13 protein-coding genes and 9 tRNA genes are annotated in these 14,743 nt (G+C 43.3%); 9 read left to right on the plus strand and 13 right to left on the minus strand.

Translation table 11 applies throughout. The features are described 5' to 3' along the window. Positions 1 to 48: 48 nt before the first annotated feature. Entirely contained in the window at positions 49 to 1,089 is a 1,041-nt protein-coding gene (locus tag ACYTPF_RS03210; protein ID WP_461851192.1) for an AI-2E family transporter, read from the minus strand. 73 nt (positions 1,090 to 1,162) lie between these two features. On the opposite strand from ACYTPF_RS03210, the gene folX reads away from it, so the two are divergent. Continuing rightward, complete coding sequence (gene folX / locus ACYTPF_RS03215; RefSeq protein WP_118489729.1) at positions 1,163 to 1,531, plus strand: dihydroneopterin triphosphate 2'-epimerase; 369 nt, start codon at positions 1,163 to 1,165, stop codon at positions 1,529 to 1,531. 22 nt (positions 1,532 to 1,553) lie between these two features. Further along, positions 1,554 to 2,450 carry a TIGR01777 family oxidoreductase gene (locus tag ACYTPF_RS03220; protein ID WP_461851193.1) on the plus strand — a complete coding sequence of 299 codons (897 nt, stop codon included), beginning with the start codon at positions 1,554 to 1,556 and terminating at the stop codon, positions 2,448 to 2,450. 284 nt (positions 2,451 to 2,734) lie between these two features. Here ACYTPF_RS03220 and ACYTPF_RS03225 read toward each other — a convergent pair whose 3' ends face one another. Further along, positions 2,735 to 5,257: an ABC transporter permease gene (locus ACYTPF_RS03225; protein ID WP_461851194.1), complete on the minus strand. Its 2,523-nt coding sequence runs from the start codon at positions 5,255 to 5,257 to the stop codon at positions 2,735 to 2,737. After that, the gene (locus tag ACYTPF_RS03230; protein ID WP_179982902.1) at positions 5,258 to 5,956 is read right to left on the minus strand and encodes an ABC transporter ATP-binding protein; all 699 of its coding nucleotides are present in this window, start codon (positions 5,954 to 5,956) and stop codon (positions 5,258 to 5,260) included. A 16-nt stretch (positions 5,957 to 5,972) separates the two neighbouring features. Here ACYTPF_RS03230 and ACYTPF_RS03235 point away from each other — a divergent pair, with 16 nt between their 5' ends. The 3 genes from ACYTPF_RS03235 to ACYTPF_RS03245 all read left to right on the plus strand — a co-directional run bounded on the left by ACYTPF_RS03235 (position 5,973) and on the right by ACYTPF_RS03245 (position 8,123). Then, positions 5,973 to 6,629: an arylesterase gene (locus ACYTPF_RS03235; protein WP_461851195.1), complete on the plus strand. Its 657-nt coding sequence runs from the start codon at positions 5,973 to 5,975 to the stop codon at positions 6,627 to 6,629. Between the two features lie 46 nt (positions 6,630 to 6,675). Beyond that, a complete protein-coding gene (locus tag ACYTPF_RS03240; RefSeq protein WP_461851196.1) occupies positions 6,676 to 6,858 on the plus strand; it encodes a hypothetical protein in 183 nt (60 codons plus the stop codon). Between the two features lie 290 nt (positions 6,859 to 7,148). Further along, positions 7,149 to 8,123: a transposase gene (locus tag ACYTPF_RS03245; RefSeq protein WP_461851197.1), complete on the plus strand. Its 975-nt coding sequence runs from the start codon at positions 7,149 to 7,151 to the stop codon at positions 8,121 to 8,123. A 25-nt stretch (positions 8,124 to 8,148) separates the two neighbouring features. Here ACYTPF_RS03245 and dusC read toward each other — a convergent pair whose 3' ends face one another. The 10 genes from dusC to gltX form a co-directional block, all read right to left on the minus strand. Further along, positions 8,149 to 9,087, minus strand: coding sequence for a tRNA dihydrouridine(16) synthase DusC (dusC, locus tag ACYTPF_RS03250; RefSeq protein WP_461851198.1), 939 nt, complete (start codon positions 9,085 to 9,087; stop codon positions 8,149 to 8,151). A gap of 255 nt (positions 9,088 to 9,342) precedes the next feature. Continuing rightward, positions 9,343 to 9,507 carry a DUF1289 domain-containing protein gene (locus tag ACYTPF_RS03255; protein ID WP_179982897.1) on the minus strand — a complete coding sequence of 55 codons (165 nt, stop codon included), beginning with the start codon at positions 9,505 to 9,507 and terminating at the stop codon, positions 9,343 to 9,345. Beyond that, positions 9,504 to 9,725 carry a hypothetical protein gene (locus tag ACYTPF_RS03260; RefSeq protein WP_025254684.1) on the minus strand — a complete coding sequence of 74 codons (222 nt, stop codon included), beginning with the start codon at positions 9,723 to 9,725 and terminating at the stop codon, positions 9,504 to 9,506. Before ACYTPF_RS03260 ends, ACYTPF_RS03255 begins: the two co-directional genes overlap by 4 nt. Before the next feature lie 35 nt (positions 9,726 to 9,760). Further along, positions 9,761 to 10,690: a M14 family metallopeptidase gene (locus ACYTPF_RS03265; RefSeq protein ID WP_461851199.1), complete on the minus strand. Its 930-nt coding sequence runs from the start codon at positions 10,688 to 10,690 to the stop codon at positions 9,761 to 9,763. Positions 10,691 to 11,104: 414 nt separating this feature from the next. Next, positions 11,105 to 11,180 (minus strand) — tRNA-Glu (locus ACYTPF_RS03270). A 151-nt stretch (positions 11,181 to 11,331) separates the two neighbouring features. Next, positions 11,332 to 11,407, minus strand: a tRNA-Glu gene (locus ACYTPF_RS03275). Between the two features lie 157 nt (positions 11,408 to 11,564). Beyond that, positions 11,565 to 11,640: transfer RNA gene (locus ACYTPF_RS03280), tRNA-Glu, on the minus strand. Positions 11,641 to 11,797: 157 nt separating this feature from the next. Continuing rightward, positions 11,798 to 11,873, minus strand: a tRNA-Glu gene (locus tag ACYTPF_RS03285). A gap of 91 nt (positions 11,874 to 11,964) precedes the next feature. Beyond that, positions 11,965 to 12,040, minus strand: a tRNA-Ala gene (locus ACYTPF_RS03290). 85 nt (positions 12,041 to 12,125) lie between these two features. Next, entirely contained in the window at positions 12,126 to 13,535 is a 1,410-nt protein-coding gene (gene gltX / locus ACYTPF_RS03295; protein ID WP_461851200.1) for a glutamate--tRNA ligase, read from the minus strand. A gap of 737 nt (positions 13,536 to 14,272) precedes the next feature. On the opposite strand from gltX, the gene ACYTPF_RS03300 reads away from it, so the two are divergent. The 4 genes from ACYTPF_RS03300 to ACYTPF_RS03315 all read left to right on the plus strand — a co-directional run bounded on the left by ACYTPF_RS03300 (position 14,273) and on the right by ACYTPF_RS03315 (position 14,685). Continuing rightward, positions 14,273 to 14,348 (plus strand) — tRNA-Val (locus tag ACYTPF_RS03300). 36 nt (positions 14,349 to 14,384) lie between these two features. Further along, a tRNA-Val gene (locus ACYTPF_RS03305) sits at positions 14,385 to 14,460 on the plus strand. A 37-nt stretch (positions 14,461 to 14,497) separates the two neighbouring features. After that, a tRNA-Val gene (locus ACYTPF_RS03310) sits at positions 14,498 to 14,573 on the plus strand. A gap of 36 nt (positions 14,574 to 14,609) precedes the next feature. Further along, positions 14,610 to 14,685, plus strand: a tRNA-Val gene (locus ACYTPF_RS03315). Positions 14,686 to 14,743 lie beyond the last annotated feature (58 nt).

The raw sequence follows: 14,743 nt of genomic DNA on the forward strand, positions 1-14,743 counted from the left end.
ATTTGAGTATCTGTCCACTATCTATTGATGCGCTGAATTAACCCTGTTTTACGAAGTAGGTTTTTCACCTTCACTTGATAACAACACCGCAAGCCACTTACTTTCTTCGCGAGATTCAAGCGCTATTTTTACTACCATGGTTAATGGTACCGATAGAAGCATTCCAACAGTTCCCAGTAACCAACCCCAAAATATCAATGATAGGAATACCACTAGTGTAGAGAGTCCCATGCCCTTACCCATTAATCTAGGCTCGACCATATTACCCATGATGGTATTTACAAGCACAAAACCGAGTGCAGCGAAGCCTGCTGAGGCAGGGCCAAGTTGAACAAATGCGATTAAAACTGCTGGCACTGCCGCAATAATAGAACCGATGTTTGGAATGAAGTTGAGCATGAAAGCCAAGACGGCCCATAACATGAAATGATCTACCCCGAGCACGTAAAGCCAAACGCCAATTATCAAGCCTGTGCCCAAACTAACCACCGTTTTTATTGCTAAATAGTTATTTACAGAACGTATAAATTTATCAATGTGCTTAAGCTTCATACCAGGATCTGCAAGTGCAATATGGAAACGGCGAGGAATACTATCTGCCTCAAAAAGCATGAAAATGACAGTTAAAAGTATCAGGAATAAGTTAGAGAGCACGCCGCCCATTCCGCTTATAAAATTTGTAGCCACAGACATGGCCGTTCCTGGATCAAGGTGAGAAGCGATCAGCTCCCTATTTATATGAATGTTGAACTCAGCCAATTTGGATACAACCCAGGCAAACTCTGTATCAAGCTTACTTCTATATTCTGGCAAGTTTTCTCTAAACTCGGTCATAGACTGGCCTACTAAGCCAGCTAAAAGAAAACCAAAAACAACAATAAGCAGTATAACAAAGGTGATTGAGAGCCATTTGGGGACGCCGAATTTAGAAGTCCAGCGTATGATTGGACTACACGCGATCGCTATAAAAATAGAAAGAAAAAACGGTACCATGATTGTGCTGGCGGCTTTAATACCGGCCATCACTACCACTAAACACGCTAAAACGATAAGAATCTTTGCTGTTGGCGAGCGTAGTTCCATTGACATTGTGTGCTACATTCCTAACTGAAACGACAATACTTTACAACGACTTATAAACAACTACAAACAAGAGACTGCAATGAACTTTAATCTTGCCACTATTAAAATTAAAAACTTAAGACTACGCACATACATTGGCATCAATGAAGATGAGATAAAAAACAAGCAGGACGTTGTTGTTAACGTGAAAATTGATTATGACGCTGAAAAGGCGACAAACACTGACGATATGAGTGACGCGCTAAACTATAAAACGATTACAAAGGCAATTATCAAACTCGTCGAGGACAACCGTTTCTCCCTTTTAGAAAAGCTAACCGCAGATGTGCTCAGTATTGCGTCGGAACATTCTTCGGTACGTTACGCCGAGGTTGAAGTTGATAAACCCCACGCTCTTAGATTTTCTGATTCAGTGTCGCTGACGCTGTCTTGTAATAAGTCGGGATAGGTAATACTTCAAGGAGCCAACTGTGAATATTCTTTTGACTGGTGGTACGGGGCTGATTGGCAGTGAATTTATTCGCCAATTTTCAGATAAACATTCATTCACTGTGATTTCTCGCGATAATGCAAAGGCAAAGGATAAATTAGGTGATAGCGTTGATGTTATAGAAAACATTGCTTCGATAAAAACCTTCGAGAACTTCGATGCTATTATAAATTTAGCCGGTGAACCTATCGCCGACAAACGTTGGACAGACACTCAAAAGAAAAGGATTTGCGATAGCCGTTGGGATATTACTGCTGAATTAGTATCTAAAATAAACAGCTGTGAAACACCACCGTCAGTTTTCCTATCGGGTTCTGCAATTGGTTACTACGGCAGCCAGGGTGACAGACTTGTAACCGAAGAGACTTCTCCTCGCGATGAGTTCACCCATGATTTATGTGCAAAATGGGAAGCTATTGCTCAAGGCGCAGATCAAACGAAAACTCGTGTGGTTACGCTTCGTACTGGCGTGGTGCTTACCGAGAAAGGCGGAGCACTTGGTAAAATGGCACTACCATTCAAATTAGGGGCCGGAGGAACACTAGGTAGCGGAACTCAGTACTTGGCTTGGATCCACCTACGAGACATGGTTCGTGCTATCTCTTTTTTGTTAGAAGATAGCGCTTGTACCGGTGCGTTCAATTTAACTGCTCCGGAGCCTGTTACAAACAAGGTGTTTTCTAAAACGCTTGCGAAAGCGATGGGTCGCCCTTGCTTCTTTAACGTACCTAGCTTCGTTATGAAAATAGCAATGGGCGAGTCATCAAAGATGATATTAGAAGGACAGCGGGTCATTCCTCAAAAGCTTACCGCTGCTGGCTTCAAATTTGAGCTTCCTTCTGTTGAAGAGGCGTTGAACGAGATATACAGCGACTGATTTTATAGCCCTCAAGGATCGTGGACAGACACTCAACTTGAAAAGAGTGTGTCTGTCCACAATTGATTATTTCTAGGCTAAGCTGACTTCCTCATCCAGCTTCCACTTACCCTCAGATTACACAATATTAAGACTGTATTACGAATTTTAGTGCTTGCGTAAGCAGAAGTGGACAGTCACCCCACGTAGTTGAGTGACTGTCCACTACACTTTCGAGTGTCTGTCCACTCGTTTTACTTTCGACTTTACTTAACTAAGTGCCTGTCCAAACCATAAATGTAGACTCAGACCATATTCCTTAGCATCTGACCGGTATTAAGTGTAAGCAGTCGATAGCAACCAAACGCTCCTAATATGCCTACAACAATGGCGCCGACGCTTGGTGCTATAGCCCAGTACTCAGGATGCAAGCTCGCTTCCATTTGAAAAACTGTGGTTTGCAGTAAGTACAAACTTAACTCGTTGGCCATAGCAGCCATGAAGCCTGCGACTACACCGATGATAACAAACTCGAAAATCACGCTTTTCCTTATTAAACCACCCTTAGCGCCAAGTGTGCGAAGTATGGCTATTTCCTGCTTACGCTCATCCATACTCGCCTGTACCTGAGCAATCAATACTAAACTTCCCGCCATTAAAACCAGCACCAAAATGAACTCAACGGCGACAGAAACCTGGTCCACAATCTCTCGAAGCTGGTTTATCCGTGCATCTACATCAAACATTGTGATTGAAGCAAACGGCTTTAAGAGGTTCGTTAACTCAGCCTTCCTATCGGTGGGCAGATAGAAACTAGTGATATAGGTTGGGCTGAACGCTGCCATCGCATCTGGATGAATAACAAAAAAGAAATTAGGCTGCATTGTCTGCCAGTTAACGGTACGAATACTTGTTACTTTCGTTTCAACAATTTCGCTTCCCACATTAAAAGTAAGCCTATCGCCCATTTCAATATTTAATCTTTCAGCAACACCTTCTTCAACAGAAACTGGGAACCATCCTTCGCTGTATTGTGTTTCCACATTTCCATGCCAATTCCCTTCAATAATCTCGTTTTCTTTTTGTAACGAGTTACTCCAAGTTAGGTTCGCTTCTCTGCCTAGGCCTCTTCGACCTTCACGATTTGGCTCGTCTTCTTTAGAGACTTCAGTGTTTACTCCTTCCCCATTTACCGAAACGAATCGCCCTCGGATAACAGGATAAAACTCTTCGATACTTATGCCATTGTCAGCGAAGTGTCTGTCCAACTCTGGCTGTATGTCCGGTGTGATATTTATTAAGAAGTAGTTTGGTGTACCTTCGGGTAATTGCGAACGCCATTGCGAAACCATGTCATTTCGCATTACTAGCACTACTAGAAGCAGCATTATCGTGACTGAGAAGCTAATAAGCTGCACACTGTTGTCCATCGCACGGCGCTTGATACGAGCCCAAGCTAACTGCCATGGGCCCATTCTGCCACTGCCCAGTTTGCGGCCAATAGCAATCAAGATATACGTTGCTCCAAGTAGCCCCAGAACGAGCGCTGCACCAGACACAAATAAAATTGCACTAATTTTCAGGTCGCGGCTGTACATCCACATCAATAAAAATATCGCGCCGCCAGAAGCCACAAACTGAATGCTTCTGGAGCGGAGATTCGCCGAAATATCTTTTCTCAATACGCGAAGTGGGGGCACTGAAAATAACTGTAATAAAGGGTACAAAGAAAAGAGCAAAGCGCAGGTGGCACCTGTAGCAACGGCAATCAAAAGCGGGCGCCAGTGCCAAACGTCAAGAGATACATCCACTCTATCCGCTACTAGAGAAACTACAATTTGCTGGCCGATAAAACCAATAATAAGACCAATGAAAATACCAAGTGCGGTAATAAATAAAATTTGGAACAAGTAGACTTTTCGGATTGTGTTGCCTGTTGCACCAAGGGTCTTCATTATTGCTACAGGGTCAAAGTGACGCTGGGCATAACGCTGAGCAGCAACTGCTATGGAAACCGCCGCTAGTACTATTGCCAACAAACTTGCCAGTAAAAAATAACGCTCGGCACTTGCGACAGAACGCCCTATTGCTGACTCATCATCTTCGACTGTCCGCCACGAATGTAAATCGTCATTCAGTTGAGGCAGCAACCAATTGTTAAAACTTTCTATATCATCTGTGTCGCCCGCAAAAAAGCCAACATAGCGGGCGCGACTTCCTGGCCCGGTTATCGCGGTTTTTTCCAAGTCATCTAAGTTGATCAGAGCGATTGGATCTGTGTTAAACACGCTGAAGCCAGCATCTGGAATGTCTACCAAGACATGCGTTACGGTAAAAGTGCCATCGCCAATTTCAATATTATCGCCAATGGAAAGTCCTAAGCTCTGGAAAAGCCGAGACTGTACCCAGGCTTCACCCGGCTGTGGTAATTCTGCGGTTGCGCGTTTTTCTCCGAAAGGTTGATTGGTAATATTGACTGTCCCTTTAAGGGGATAAGCGTTATTCACCGCTCGCAAATCGACAAGCGACATTTCATCGCCATTAAATACCATAGAGCGTGTCGCCACTTGCTTTGCAGTCGCGAGCCCTTCTTCTCGTGCTCGAGCTAACCAATCTTCGTTTATGGGGTCGTCTGAGCGAAGCTGCGCGTCTGCTGCAATAAACGCAGCAGAGCGAGACTTCAGTGCACCTTGCAAGCGCTCACTAAAAAGCGACAGCGACAACACGGCCGCTACAGATAACACAATTGCCAGCAATATAATGGTAAGTTCGCCGCGTCTAGCCTCATGCTTAAAAAGCCGCCAACCTAAATTAAAAGACGTCGACATCTACACCGCCTCTCTTTTGTCTACTGTGTTCGCGCCGGTTGTTTCAACAAGCTCTCCCGCATTCATGGTGAGTTGCCTATCACAATGTTCTGCAAGCTCATTATCGTGGGTAACAAGGACGAGAGTCGTGCCTTTTTCTCTGTTCATTTTAAAAAGAAGTGCTTCTATTTTTTCACTATTTTTAGCGTCTAGGTTGCCGGTAGGCTCATCGGCGAAAAGTATTTTAGGTGAAGTGATAAAGGCACGTGCTATGGCAACACGCTGCTGCTCGCCTCCCGACAACTGATTAGGGAAGTGATGCGCGCGATGCTTTAAACCGACCTGCTCAAGAATATCAAGAGCAAGCGCTTTAGGGTTATCAAGGCCTGCAATTTCTGCTGGCAACATAACGTTTTCAAGCGCTGTTAAGCTTTGAACTAACATAAAGCTTTGAAAGATAAAGCCCACTTTTTTCCCTCTTAAAATAGCGCGCTCTTCTTCGTTCATGCTATGAAGTGCTTCGTTATCTAGAAGAATTTCTCCTTCTGTAACTTGATCGAGCCCTGCCAATAACCCCAAAAGGGTTGATTTACCAGAACCGGACGCGCCAATGATGGCAACGGACTCACCAGACTTGACTTCAAAAGAAATAGGACGAAGGATCTGGAGTGAACCTTCACTCGTATCCACTACTTTGGTTACAGCATTAGCTTTTATCATAAGAGGTCATCAATTCGTGTTTGTTAAATTTCGTTATTTGTTCGCTTTTTTACTTATTCTTTTAATACCCTTTCAAGCGCTATCAGATCAAGCCGAGCAGAGCGACACAAGCGAAAATGCGGTTTTACTCATCTTAGGAGACAGTTTATCCGCGGCTTATGGATTACAGCAACATGAGGGATGGGTCAGTTTGTTACAAAAGATGTGGCATAACGACAATATTCCGATTGATATTGTAAATGCTGCGGTAAGCGGAGAAACCACTGATGGTGGTTTAGCGCGATTTCCCCGTTTGTTGGAGCAACACAACCCTACCCATGTATTGATTGAACTGGGCGGTAATGACGGCCTTCAGGGGCACAATATCGGTAAGATTAGGGATAATTTAAATTCTCTGGTAAGCGTTGCAAAGGAGAGTAATGCCGTAGTATTTCTACAAGAAATGCAAATTCCTTCTAATTACGGCAAACGCTACATGCAAATGTTTACTCAGAACTACAATAAAGTAGCGGAATCTCAGGACGTTCAAAAGATTCCCTTTTTTCTTGCAGACATAGCGCTAAATAAAAACTTAATGCAAAACGATGGCATTCACCCAAATGCTGAGGCACAACCGTTGATCGCTAACTTTATGGACAGACACTTAAGAAGTTTAATTCTTGATGCTCAATAATTGTGCTACCTTTATAAGATAATTTGCTCAAACATGAGGTTTGTTTATGGATGTTTCATATGTTAATTCGACGCCCGTTTCTACTGTCCTAGAATCGCCTCAACGACCTGCTCAGCAAGCAGAGTCGCGCAGTGTGCAAGAAAGTCGCGAAACTCAGCCTCAAAGTACGCAGCAGACATCAAATACTAGTGATGGACGAGTGGGTTCAATAGTAGATGTATTTGTATAGCTCTCTTAAAAAGGCTTATAAAGGACAGACACTTGTTTTTGTCAAGGCTTATAAAGGACAGACACTTGATAGCCAATGAGTGTCTGTCCTTTTTCTCACGCACACTATTAAAATTAAGTGTCTGTCCATAATCACCCTTCTCAACGATTACATAACTTCCGTTCGAAAAGAATCCAAGATGTCCTTTTTGGAATCAGCTAATAGCTAACACCAACAAAACTGTTCCAAAGACCACTTAAAATTAGCGCTGTAAATCTCATAATACATTTAAATAGCTATGGGATACGGATATGCCTTTACCTCGTTACAAACAAATTAACACCGATGTCACGCCTTACTACCATTGTATTTCGCGCTGCGTAAGGCAATCTTATTTGTGTGGTCGTGATTCACGCACAGGCATAAACTACGAGCATAGAAGAAAATGGATTCAAGATAGGCTTCACAAGCTATCGCAAGCATTTGCCATTGATTTATGCGCTTACGCTGTAATGCACAACCATATTCATGTTGTGCTCCATATAGCTAAGGGTAGAGCTGATGGCTGGACTATGGATGAAGTATTGCTCAGGTGGAGAATGTTTTACAAATGCCCTCCCCTAGTACAGCGTTATCTAGAAAACTTTGATTCAGTAACAGCAGAAGAGCGAGAAGAATTGAAGTCACTATCCGCCATATATCGCGAGCGGCTTCAAAGCATAAGCTGGTTTATGCGCATGTTAAATGAATACATAGCTCGCAAAGCTAATAAAGAAGACGAGTGTAAAGGCTATTTCTGGGAAAGAAGGTTTAGATCTCAAGCAATATTAGATGAAAAAGCGCTAGCAAGCGTAATGGCGTACGTTGATTTGAACCCCATTAGGGCAAAAATAGCAAAGACACTCAGCAATTCCCATTACACCAGTATCCAATACCGCTTAAATGCTAAGCGCTCAAACAAAGTACCTAAGTTTTTGATGCCCTTTGACGACTGCAAGAAAAAGCTAGCTGAGAGTTTGCCCTTCGCATTTTCAGATTACTTGCAACTTATTACTGATACGTTGAACGCAGAGCGCAGTAGCAACGCCTGCAGAATACCAAATCTTCCTAACAAATTGCTCAATATACTTGGAATGACAAAAGAAAACTGGCATTTAGTGACCAGTAACTTTGAAACCCTATTTACCGGCCCTGTTGGCTGTCCAGAAATGATGGAAAATTTTGCTAGGTGCTGCCAGAGAGCATGTCGCCCTAACGTTTCTAATGCTCAGAAATATTTATCTTGAGTCGGTAAAGCAACGACGTTATCTGTTAAATATCAGCTTGGCGAGCCAGTACGTCAACGATGTCTTGAGAGTTCGTTAGACGTCTAATGTCATTGAATAGTGTTTCAGCTTCTGGGTATTGTCTTTTTAGGTAGCCGCACCACTGTTTTATGCGATTAGGGTAATATTTTCCTTTATCACCAAAAATTTCGTAGCCAGAGTACTGTATCAACAACGCGGCCAGTTCAGACCATGGCATAGGTGCTACGCCTTCTTTGATACTCAACGCCAAATTAGGCATTGCTAAAGCACCTCTTCCAATCATTAGGTTGGTACACTCTGATTGGCTTTGACACCGCTTAGCATCTTCAGCGTTCCAAATTTCGCCATTAGCTACTATGGGGATATTAGTGTGCTGCTTAATTTTCGCTATCCACTCCCAGTAAGCCGGTGGCTTGTAGCCTTCTGTTTTTGTTCTTGCATGAACAACAAGCTCAGAGGCCCCTGCTTCAGTAATTGCAATAGCATTATCAATAGCTAAAGACTTGTCCTCAAAGCCCAGCCTGATTTTGGCTGAAACCGGGATTTCAGCAGGTACGGCATCCCTAACCGCTTTTACAATTTCGTAAAGGGTTTGCGTCTCCTTCAACAATACTGCGCCGCCCTTATTTTTGTTGACTGTCTTAGCAGGGCAACCAAAGTTCAGATCAACACCTGGAGAGCCCAGTTCTATTGCAGTTTGCGCATTCTCTGCAAGCCATTGTGGATGTTGCCCTAGCAATTGGACTCTTACTGGTACGCCTGAGGGGGTTTTGCCGCCGTTGTGTAGCTCTGGGCAAAGTCTATAAAACGTTTTCTTGGGTAGTTTTTGATCAACAACCCTTACAAACTCAGTAACACACTGGTCTAAACCACCCACACGAGTGAGCATATCTCTCATTAAGTGATCGACAACGCCTTCCATAGGGGCAAGCATTACTTTCATTATAAACGTCTCACGTTAATAGAACATAAAATTGGCGCGGGAGTGTAGCAAAAAGAGTTAATTTCAGCCAGGACTTGGGGCTCAGTTTATAAACTTTGTGACTGTCCACTTTAGTTGCGCTTAAACAGACTACCGGCGCTACTGAAAGGAATTGTACTAATGATGAGTAAGTGTCTGTCCACTTAAACAAGAGGTTGTTATAAAGTGGTTTATTGCTAGGATTACAACGTAAAATTTTAGCTTATCATTATCACATTATTGGGAAGTAGTATCCTTCTCTAGACGAGCGAGAACGGAGAGCTTTTGGTTATCAGTGTATGTCCTCCAATTTACTATCTCATCAATAGTACGTTTGCATCCAACGCATATTTCATCTTCATTCAATTTACACAAGGCTATACACGGTGATGTTGAGTTCATAAAGCTTCTGTTTTATCTAAACCTTCATTTTTACTTTGTGCATGCGAAGCAGCAATAGCCGCCATTGTGTTTTCCGACAGTTCTTTATTTGACCATAAACAAACATGGCAACCAAAACGCGATTCAAGATATGAAGCAAACTCAGTGTCTGTCCCACATTCATATCGCACTAAATTTTGTTTTTTACCGTCGTAAATAACCGCAGAATAAGTAAACACAAAAAGCCTCCTTTGAAAGAGGCTCAAATATACATCTAGACGTCTAAACGTTCAAGCGTCCATTTCGAGTAATCAAGTGCTGCGCAGATTGCGGCTACTTGAGCGTCGTTACAATTTTCAGGTGTCGCATTATCACTATCGGGATAAACTTCCGTTGTTGTAACATATTTGGCATCTGTCATACCGCCACAAAGATACAAAGCCTTCTTGTCATAGCAGATAACACCTTCACTCACCACATCTGCTCCAATAATCTTGCCGTTTTCGTCTGCAGGAGCGATGTGCGTTACTTTTTTCACCGAATCGATTACAGCTTTTTGAAACTCTATTTGTGGATTTGGCGTGTTTGCGACCGTATAGAAACCGTCAGGTATATTCCAATTATCATGGGTTACGCCATCCCGTGCGGCCAGCGCCGGTCTGAATTCAGTGTTATCTGTATCGGTCGTCTCATGTAAATCAATATGTAGTGTTAGCGACAACGTTAGGTCAGACACTAACTGCATAAGCTGAGCGGATTCTGGTGCCGGGGAGTCGCTGTAAAATGAACGATTTGGATCGAGTGCCATTGGATTCCACCGGTTTATCGTCTCGTAACCCCAAGGGCTCACACATGGCACAACTACAATGTTTACTTGCCCTGCATACTGTGACAACTTTGTGTTAATAAACTGAAGCGCGCCTTGCACTCCACTTGTTTCATAACCGTGAACTCCCCCCGTAACAAGCGCTGTAGGCTTTTTAGTATCAAAGTTATTTGGCACTACTGCATATAACGGATAGCGCTCAGAATCGTATGGGAGAGAACCATACTGCTTTAGTTCAAAGCCTTCAGGAATAATATTAAAAAGTTTATCGAGTACTTCTTCTTGATAACTTCTTTTCACAGTCTGTTTAGATTTCCACTGCGATATGTCTTTCTCGCTCCATGGCTCACCCGGGGTCCCAATTGGATAATTCTGCATATAACACCTCTTTTGTATTTAAGAGATCATAACAGCTCAGTAAGCTTACGTATCTACTTTACAAGAGATTAGTCGATGGTTGTGACATTAGATCTTTACGCTTCATATCCTAAAAAGTTAGTTGCTCAATGGTATGTTGACGTAGCTTTGCAAAGGATTAGTTCACTCTAGAATAAGCATGAAAGGTCGAGTTAGTAATACTTGGGTAGCCATTTGTTCAGAAAGAAAATGTAAGTGACTATCCACCTACAGCTAAAAGGGGTTGATGGTTGAGGAAGTATAAAAGTGACTGTCCACTGGCAATTCACTAGCAATTAAAAACGACTTGTGGTTGAGGAAGTGTGAAAGTGTCTGTCCACAAAGTTTCCGGAGACAAAAACAAAAAAACCAGCCGGATGGCTGGTTTTTTCGATATGGCGTCCCCTAGGGGATTCGAACCCCTGTTACCGCCGTGAAAGGGCGGTGTCCTAGGCCTCTAGACGAAGGGGACTGAAACTTTGCTAGTGAAGATACACTTCACTAAATTTCTGTAAGCTCAAGAATGCAATGAACAATCTTATTCCTACCGAAACTTTCAGTCAGAAGTTGAATAATCAACTCCAGCCTATTTCACAGTTTTAATCGACTGTGACGCGATAAAATGGCGTCCCCTAGGGGATTCGAACCCCTGTTACCGCCGTGAAAGGGCGGTGTCCTAGGCCTCTAGACGAAGGGGACTGAAAATCTTCTTTCGAAAGCTCCGCTTCCGAATTTTTCAGTAAGTCGAAGTTAGTCAGCGAACTGAGCGACCTTTCCCTACCGAAACTTTCAGTCAGAAGTTGAATAATCAACTCCAGCCTAATTCACAGTTTTAATCGACTGCGACGCGATAAAATGGCGTCCCCTAGGGGATTCGAACCCCTGTTACCGCCGTGAAAGGGCGGTGTCCTAGGCCTCTAGACGAAGGGGACTGAAAATCTTCTTTCGAAAGTTCCGCTTTCGAGATTTTCAGTAAGGCGAAGTGAGCCAGCGAACTGAGCGACCTTTCCCTACCGAAACTTTCAGTCAGAAGTTGAATAATCAACTCCAGCCTATTTCACAGTTTTAATCGACTGTGACGCGATAATATGGCGTCCCCTAGGGGATTCGAACCCCTGTTACCGCCGTGAAAGGGCGGTGTCCTAGGCCTCTAGACGAAGGGGACTGAATTCTTTTTCAAAACTAAAGTTTCGAACTTTCAGTCCGAAGTTGCCTTAACAACTTCAGCCTATATCAAACCACAACTCAATGTGACTTGGTGGAGCCAGGCGGGATCGAACCGCCGACCTCCTGCATGCCATGCAGGCGCTCTCCCAGCTGAGCTATGGCCCCATCATGGTACCAGTCATTTTGTGTGACTGTTCCGTGACAGCGGGGCGCATTCTAGGCATCCCCCTCTGTCATGTCAACGCTTTTTTTATGAATTTTCTCTGTTTGCTATAAAAGTAAGCGCTTTGTCGATTCTCTCGCCAATTTTCTCTTTTGAGATAAGATTCAACGTGATATCTAGAGACGGTGAATTACCCCCACCTGTTACAGCTACACGCAGCGGCATGCCTACTTTACCCATACCTACTTCCAGTTCTTCAGCCGTACTATTAATAGCTGCTTGAATATTTTCTGGGTTCCAGTCTTCAATTGCCATTAATTTATCTTTAGCAAGCTCTAATGGACCTCGAGCGACTGGGCGAAGGTGTTTTTTCGCTGCATTCGCATCAAAATCTTCATAGTCTTGATAAAAGTATATAGAAATCTCTGCTAACTCTTTAAGAGTTTTAACCCTATCCGCTTGAATAGCAATAATAGATTCAAGCGCTGGACCTGTTGTTAAATCAACATTTAACTGTTCGAAATGCCATTTAGCATGTGAAGCAACCTCGCTTGCTGGCAATGTCTTTATGTAATGCTGATTTAACCAGATTAGCTTTTCTGTATTAAATGCCGACGCAGACTGCCCTATTGCATCCAAGCTAAATTTCTCAATCATCTCGTCTACAGAGAAAACTTCTTGGTCGCCGTGAGACCAGCCCAACCTAACAAGATAGTTAAGCACAGCTTGTGGTAGGAAGCCGTCATCACGATACTGCATTACACTTACTGCACCATGTCGTTTTGACAGTTTCTTTCCGTCATCACCCAAGATCATCGAAACGTGAGCGTACTCCGGAACAGGTGCATTAAGGGCTTCAAGTATATTGATTTGGCGTGGCGTGTTGTTTATATGGTCTTCACCACGCACTACATGGGTAATCCCCATGTCCCAATCATCTACAACTACACAGAAGTTATAGGTAGGCGTGCCATCAGTGCGCTGAATAATGAGATCGTCGAGTTCTGTATTACTAATCTCAATTTTTCCACGGACATGATCGTTAATAACAACCTTGCCTTCTAGAGGGTTTTTGAAGCGAATAACAAACGGCTCACCTTCAGGGTGATCAGTTCTGTCTCTCCATGTGCCAGGATAGCGAGGCTTTTCACCGCGCTCTTTTTGCGCTTCACGAATTGCATCTAGCTCTTCAGAGCTCATAAAGCATTTATACGCTTTACCTTCATCCAAAAGCTGCTGGATAAGTTCTTTATATCTATCAAAACGCTCAGTTTGATAGATAGGGCCTGTGTCCCAAGTTAAACCTAACCATTGCATACCATCTAAAATAGCCTGCTTAGCTTCTTCAGTTGAACGCTCGATATCCGTATCTTCAATACGAAGAACAAACTCACCGCCTTTGCTTTTCGCAAGAAGCCAAGAATAAAGCGCAGTTCGTGCGCCACCAACGTGAAGATAGCCTGTTGGGCTGGGTGCAAATCGTGTAACAACCGACATGGTCACTCTCTATTGTTAATAGTGTTTCTAAAGATGGGCGCATTCTACCAGTCTCCGCACGACTTCAAAAGTAAGTTGAGAATAGATGGATAAGAAAGTGGACAGACACTTATTTTCCTTTATTAATTCTTTAACAGCTTTTTCAGCTGTTCTAGGAACAACTAATAACCTTTTACTGCTAAAAAAGCAGAAAAGGGACAGACACTTTTTATTGACACTCTTCTGGCTGAATAGGTGGGTGTCCAATGAGTGAAATAGGTGTGTTTTAGGACACGGACGCATTTAGTCCTAGTTTAATTAGTGTGTGTCCGATTTGAATTTCTTTATAGAAGTGTCTGTCCCTTTACAGCCTTTTACTGGTTTCTTTTCTGTTTTTTTGCGCTTCCTTGCATTAGCCAAGCGAGTGCCTATTCACTTTGAACTTTGCTAAACAAAGAGTGTGTGTCCGATTTAAATTTATTCGATTTAACTTCCACTCTAAAGAGTTGAACGAAATAAGGATACGTGTGCGCACTATCTCCGAATAAGTGTCTGTCCATTTTCACGCACTTTCACGAATAAGTGTCTGTCCATTTTGGCACTTAAAAACGCTGTTCTTTTCATCAATTTAGTTAAGATACAGTCAGAGTGGCTAAATTTCGGGCACACGGTCATTTTTCTTTAATTTTATTGTTGACACTAACGGAACCGACTCTATAATACCGCCCCACTTGCTTAGGCAAGGTTTTAAAAAATATGGACGCTTAGCTCAGTTGGGAGAGCATCGCCCTTACAAGGCGAGGGTCACTGGTTCAAGCCCAGTAGCGTCCACCACTTCTTCACAGTGGATAAACAGTGAAATCAAAATACGGACGCTTAGCTCAGTTGGGAGAGCATCGCCCTTACAAGGCGAGGGTCACTGGTTCAAGCCCAGTAGCGTCCACCACTTCCTCACAGTGGCTAAACAGTGACAATCAAAATACGGACGCTTAGCTCAGTTGGGAGAGCATCGCCCTTACAAGGCGAGGGTCACTGGTTCAAGCCCAGTAGCGTCCACCACTTCCTCACAGTGGCTAAACAGTGAAATAAAAATACGGACGCTTAGCTCAGTTGGGAGAGCATCGCCCTTACAAGGCGAGGGTCACTGGTTCAAGCCCAGTAGCGTCCACCATCTTCTTTTAATATTCTGCACAATCAACGTATCAAAGCCTTAAAAACTGACAGTACCA

The sequence above is a fragment of the Alteromonas sp. HB246098 genome, assembly GCF_054890645.1.